Origin of the sequence: Staphylococcus sp. NRL 16/872, assembly GCF_022815905.2 — a bacterium.
In the GTDB taxonomy this organism is placed as follows: domain Bacteria; phylum Bacillota; class Bacilli; order Staphylococcales; family Staphylococcaceae; genus Staphylococcus.
The window spans coordinates 2,507,355-2,513,452 of sequence record NZ_CP119327.1 but is presented as its reverse complement, the minus strand read 5'-3'; the positions used below and the strand labels follow the sequence as shown (position 1 = coordinate 2,513,452).

At 32.8% G+C, this 6,098-nt stretch carries 6 protein-coding genes; 2 read left to right on the top strand and 4 right to left on the bottom strand.

Annotation, left to right across the window (positions count from 1 at the left end):
- Positions 1–169 precede the first annotated feature (169 nt).
- The 4 genes from MT340_RS12400 to MT340_RS12385 are packed head-to-tail and all read right to left on the bottom strand — an operon-like array spanning position 170 to position 3,463.
- Complete coding sequence (locus MT340_RS12400) at positions 170–361, bottom strand: VraH family peptide resistance protein (protein WP_243590193.1); 192 nt, start codon at positions 359–361, stop codon at positions 170–172.
- A gap of 43 nt (positions 362–404) precedes the next feature.
- On the bottom strand, positions 405–2,288 hold the full coding sequence (locus tag MT340_RS12395) for an FtsX-like permease family protein (protein ID WP_243603928.1): 1,884 nt from the start codon (positions 2,286–2,288) through the stop codon (positions 405–407).
- The gene (locus tag MT340_RS12390) at positions 2,278–3,036 is read right to left on the bottom strand and encodes an ABC transporter ATP-binding protein (RefSeq protein ID WP_243603927.1); all 759 of its coding nucleotides are present in this window, start codon (positions 3,034–3,036) and stop codon (positions 2,278–2,280) included. The genes MT340_RS12395 and MT340_RS12390 overlap by 11 nt, the downstream gene beginning before the upstream one ends.
- 25 nt (positions 3,037–3,061) lie before the next feature.
- Positions 3,062–3,463, bottom strand: a complete 402-nt coding sequence (locus tag MT340_RS12385) for a YxeA family protein (protein ID WP_243603926.1) — start codon at positions 3,461–3,463, stop codon at positions 3,062–3,064.
- A gap of 568 nt (positions 3,464–4,031) precedes the next feature.
- Here MT340_RS12385 and lepB point away from each other — a divergent pair.
- Together lepB and MT340_RS12375 are read left to right on the top strand one after the other, a co-directional pair.
- On the top strand, positions 4,032–4,604 hold the full coding sequence (gene lepB / locus MT340_RS12380) for a signal peptidase I (protein WP_243590189.1): 573 nt from the start codon (positions 4,032–4,034) through the stop codon (positions 4,602–4,604).
- A 192-nt stretch (positions 4,605–4,796) separates the two neighbouring features.
- The gene (locus tag MT340_RS12375) at positions 4,797–6,020 is read left to right on the top strand and encodes an ArgE/DapE family deacylase (RefSeq protein WP_243603925.1); all 1,224 of its coding nucleotides are present in this window, start codon (positions 4,797–4,799) and stop codon (positions 6,018–6,020) included.
- Positions 6,021–6,098: the final 78 nt, after the last annotated feature.

Genomic DNA, 6,098 nt, shown 5'->3' with positions numbered 1-6,098 from the left:
TAAAATTAAAAATGAAATTTTTCCTGGGAAAATAAGTGCTTTTTACATACATAATTTAGTAGACTATTTAAGGCATACTATATAACTAAAATTATAAAAACCTATAATAAAAAACACCTTTAAAGGAGAGGTGATTCTCCTTTAAAGATGCTTCTCGATGATCTATATTTTATTTATTTTTTTCTTCTTGGCGTTTTAAGAAATAGCCTCCCCCAAGTAAACCTACAGGTACGCCAATAATTGGCGTTGTAATGCTACTTAATAAAAATACAATTAAGAGTAAAATGAGCCCATTGTACCAGTTCACTTGCAAACTTAATAAATCTTCATAAGATTGTTGAATTAGTTCTTTAATTTTCATAATGAAATCCTCCAGTATCTTGTTATACTTATGCCAAAAAATCTTAAATAGAATGTTTAATGATGCGATTAGAATGGATAAATGAAATCATCGCAAAGATGAGATATACCAGTGAATAAACGACCATAACAATAATAATGGCAGTTGGAGCGTATTCACCTAATAATTTCATAAAGGCCATCGCTGCAAATAATGCATGTAATAGGGCAACAATTAATGGTAAACCAAAGTTAAACAGAATCTTTAGTCCTAACCCTTTCATCATATCAGTATGTGTGAAACCGATACGTCTTAAGATGCGATAATTATTAATTTCATCTTCAGTTTCATCCATTTGTTTGATGTAGATGATGCAACCAGCTGCAATTAAGAACGCCAATCCTAAGAATGAAGATACAAACATCAAGATACCTGTGCTCTCATCAATCATTTTTTTCGATTCACTCTTTATTTCAACACCCTGACTCACTTTTTTAGCCAATTTTTCAGCTTTTGATAAGTCATGATGATTAGTGATATTGAAACCATAGTGATGTGAAATGTATTTTTTTGATTTTAATGCATCATACTTACTAGGACTGACTTTAAGCACTGGTCCACCCATAGATGCATTCATAGGAATAACTTCATCATCGTTACGTTTATCTACATGGAAAGTAACTTTTTTCTTACCTTTTAGCGTAATGTCCTTATCTGTATGAATATCCACCATACCTTGTAAAGGACCTTGTAAATTAGTAATCGTCGCATGATTTCCTTTAATATTTTTATCTGCCATAACTGCTACATTCGCATTTTGCATTAAATCTCCAGTTTTGCTTTTTATAACATCATTTTTTCCAATCGCAGTATTCGAATTTTCGTAAACTTTTTCTTTATATTTAATATTATTTTGTGCTAACGATTTTTCATATTTTTGTGCAGATTGTTCTTTTGAAAAGTTAATATCTTGAGGCGTTGAAGCCTGGATATTAAAGTCAGTATTTGCTTTACTAATTGCGCCGAAACACAACACTGATACTGTCACAGCAGAAATAGTAGCAATAATCGTTAATGACATCGCATTTTTCTTCATTCGGTGCATAATTGATGACGTAAACACAACATCTGTAATCGATACGCGCCCATGTTTAGACTTTTTCAGAGATTTAAAAATGACCGATACGGAACTTCTAAAGAATAAATATGCACCCACAACAGTTAAGAATAAAATGATAAACGGTGAAGCAAGCGCCATTGTTAGTTCCTGGAACTTGCCAAACATCTCAGTAGAAATGTAATAACCTAGCACCATCATCACGATACCTAACACACCCGCAATAAGCTCTGGCACCGTAATCTTCGCCTTAGTCGCCTCAGTCTTCGTACTATCCTTCATCATTGATAAGATTGTTCGTTTTTTTAGGAAAAGGAAGTTCTGCAACATAATCAACACAAACGCTAGAACTAGCATGAACATCGTTTGGAACAAAGCAGGCAACTCGAATCCAATTGACACGTGTACCGACAAGTGCATCATCTTCACTAATATATTCAGTAAAATTTCCGAGCCTACCATACCAATAAGAATTCCTAAAATACCAGTGACTATAAAGAAAGCTAATTGTTCAATAGCTAACATGCGTAAAATATTGCCACGTGTTAATCCAATCAATTGAAATAACGCAAATTCACGTGTGCGACGTTTGATAAATAAGTGGTTCGCATACATTAGGAAAATAATAATGATAATGAAGAGAAATACAGCACCTACTTTAGCACCACTTTGAATAATCTTAGGAGAGCCATCGTTATTGATGCTATGAGTATACTGCAAAGTTACAAAACTAAAATATAAAATAATACTTAAAATTAACGAGAATAGATATAAAGCATAGTTTTTGATATTACTTTTTAAATTTTTAAGAGTAATTTGATTAAACGTCATTTGCGACACCACCTAAGGCTGACTGTAATTGAATAATTTCCTCGTAAAAATCACGTTTTGATTTATTCTGTTGATGAATTTCTGAATGAATATTTCCATCTTTTAACATAATCACGCGCTCAGAGAAACTTGCTGCCGATGGATCGTGCGTAACCATGATAATCGTACTATTAAATTGTTTGTTCATTTCTTCAAGACGATTTAATAAATCTTGTGCGCTTTTTGAATCTAATGCACCAGTAGGTTCGTCCGCAAAGATAATGGAAGGCTTATGCACGAACGCACGCGCCGCAGCCGTACGCTGTTGTTGCCCACCAGAAATCTCACTAGGATATTTATTACTTAAATCATAAATGCCTAGCGCTTCAGTCACTTCTTTATAATGTTTCTCCATATCATCTTTACTTACTTTTTGAACAGATAACGGTAACATAATATTCTCTTTTACCGTTAATGTAGGTAGCACGCTATAGTCTTGGAAGATGAATCCCAATTCTTTTTTTCGAAATTGCGCTAACTTTTTATCTGACATTTTATTAATTTCGTTGCCACTTACTTCCACAGTGCCACCTGAGATATTATCAATAGAACTAATCACATTGAGTAGGGTAGTCTTACCTGACCCAGACGGTCCCATAATGGCGACAAATTCTCCTTCTTCCACTGAAAAGTTAATATCGTTCAAGGCTTTGTATTTTTGTTTGCTTCCATATACTTTCGATAAATGATTGACGTTTAAAATTGGCATAATGACTTACACTCCTTAATGAAATTTATAAATTTTGTTTTGCTTTCTCAGGAATATCTGATTTTTTTACTTCTTCGTATGACGTAATCGTATGAGATTTTTCACTGACTACAAGATAATGATTAGGTTTTAATTTTTTAGCAGCTGTATATTCAATTTTTTTAGTTTGTCCATCTTTTTCGTAACCTTTTTGGTCATAGTAATAAGTACGGAAATCTTTCTCTTTATCGAAGACTTCAACTTTAGATGGCTTTTGAGTTTTTACATAATATTCATGTGTCGGCGCCATTGGATTTAATTTGTTCCAATCGTTTACTGCTTGATTATTAGGGTGCTTATCAGAATATGCATTTAATCCGAATAATCCGCCCACAATAAGTACGGCAATAATGACAACAGTAATTAAAATATTTCTTAACGTTTTCACTATTTATCACTCCTTGTTTCTATTACATTTATAATTGTAGGAGCATGCGAGGACTGTTGCCTTTATCTAACCTTACAAAGACGGCCTTGTTTCTTACGAATATGAAAGGTTACGTTATTTTTTGAAAAAATAAGTGGGACGGCACGCTTAAATGTGACATCTTGAATAGGAATAATGACAGAGGTTTGTTACGATGAAGTTATCAAGATAATAGTGAGGGGACACTTTTATATGAGAATTTCATGGGTGTTATGGTGGGTTGTGACTGTATTTTGGTTAATATGTTTAGTTGGATTTATCTCTATGGCTATGTATTATGGTATAAAGTCGCTTAATGAAGCTTTTGAATTAATATGCATATTGTTATGTATATTTTTCACTCCAATAGTATGTCAGGTAGTATGGCTAATCACTAATTTAATAGTAGGACATAACATAAAGCATACATACGCTTCAGAAGAAAAATAAAAAATTTAACGTTATAATATTTAAAAATGAGTGCAACGACGTTGAAATGTAAGTATGATAAAGTAAATGATGTTTATAAAAGATGATAGGCGGGGTTAAATTGAAAAAAGAAATCATTGAATGGATTGTAGCCATCGGAGGAACCCTATTAGTCGTAGGTCTTGTATGGAAATTTATCGGTGTATCTTACACAGTGTCAGGTTCTTCGATGTATCCCACTTTCCAAGGTAGAAATAAAGTAATTGTAAGTAAAATTTCCAAAACTTTAAATCATATTGATAACGGGGATGTCGTCGTCTTTCATGAAGACGCCCAACGTGACTTTATCAAACGTGTCATCGGGACACCTGGTGATAAAGTAGAGTATAAGAAAGATCAATTATATGTGAATGATAAGAAAGTATCTGAACCTTATTTAGATTACAATAAAAAGCATAAACAAGGTGAATACTTAACAGGTACATTTAAATCTAGCCAACTTGAAGGCGCTAACGGAGAAACTAAAATACCAAAAGACAAGTATTTAGTCTTAGGAGATAACAGACAAAATAGCGTGGATAGTCGTTTCCCTGAAGTCGGTTTAATCGATAAGAAACAACTTGTAGGTAAAGTTGTCTTAAGATATTGGCCGTTCAATGAATGGAAAGCAGGCTTTAATCCAGGCACATTTTAAGATATAGAAGAAGTTGCTAAATACGTTGGTACGTGTTAAGCAACTTTTTTAGTAAAGATGACTTCAAATGCGTTAACCGGGACTCATTTTCAAAAAATAAAAAATTAAGTTGTGAAAAATAAAAAATTAATGTTTAATAAAATGAAATAAGGTATAGATAATACTAATACTTATTCAAAGGTTGTGAACAGATTGTCTAAATTTAGCGAAGAAGAAAAAATTCAATTATTAGCTGATATTGTTGAAATGGATACCGTAAATGATAATGAAATCGAAGTTTGTGAATATTTGAAAGATTTATTAGAAAAACATGATATCGAATCTGAAATATTAGAAGTTGAAGGTAAAAGAGCGAATTTAGTTGCTGAAATCGGAAGCGGGTCACCAGTATTAGCCATTAGTGGTCATATGGATGTTGTAGATATCGGAGATAAAAATGAATGGTCATACGATCCATTCAAATTAACTGAAGAAGACGGTAAATTGTATGGCAGAGGTACCACTGATATGAAGGGTGGACTTATGGCCATGGTTATCGCGCTTATCGAATTAAAAGAAGAAGATAAATTGAAAAATGGTACGATTCGTCTGTTAGCCACTACGAATGAAGAGAAAGAACAACATGGTGCTGAATACTTTGCTGAAAAAGGTTATTTAGATGATGTCGATGGTTTAGTCATTGGCGAACCAACAGACAATGCATTGTTCTACGCCCACAAAGGTTCAATGGGTTGTAGAGTCGTAGCTAAAGGTAAAGCTGCACATAGTTCAATGCCATTCTTAGGTGAAAATGCGATCGACTTATTAATCGAATTTATGGAAAAATTAAAAGCAGAATATAAAGAAATTAAAAAGAACGATAATGACCATGAACTTGACATTGCGCCTATGATTGATAAATTTGCTGGCGATTCAATTAGTAAAGAAGAAAAAGACTTCGCGTCTGGTCTTACTATGATTGGCTCAATCATTCAAGGTGGTAAACAGTTTAACTCTGTGCCAGAAGTCGCTTCAATTGAATATAACGTAAGAACTGTGCCTGAGTATGATAATGAGTTTATTAAAGATTTATTTGAAAAAGTGATTAAAAACGTAGACGAGGATCATTTGAAACTTGAAATAGCAAGTAGTCTTGACCCGGTGGTTAGTGATCAAGATAATCATTTAATCAAAGTGATTAATGAGACAGCGGCTAACTATGTGGATAAAGATGAAATTGTAGTGAGTGCATTAATCGGTACAACAGATGCTTCTAGTTTCTTAGGAGATAATGAAAATAACGTTGATTTAGCTATTTTTGGACCAGGTAAATCTTTAGTAGCACACCAAATTGATGAATACATCGAAAAAGATATGTATTTAAATTATATCGACATTTATAAAGATGCTTTCGTAAAATACTTAGAGAAAGAATAATAAAGAATAATAAGGTGAAAATTCATCATTTAATAAAGTATATAACTATTTATATTGAAGAACTGTTTAATTCTAGGA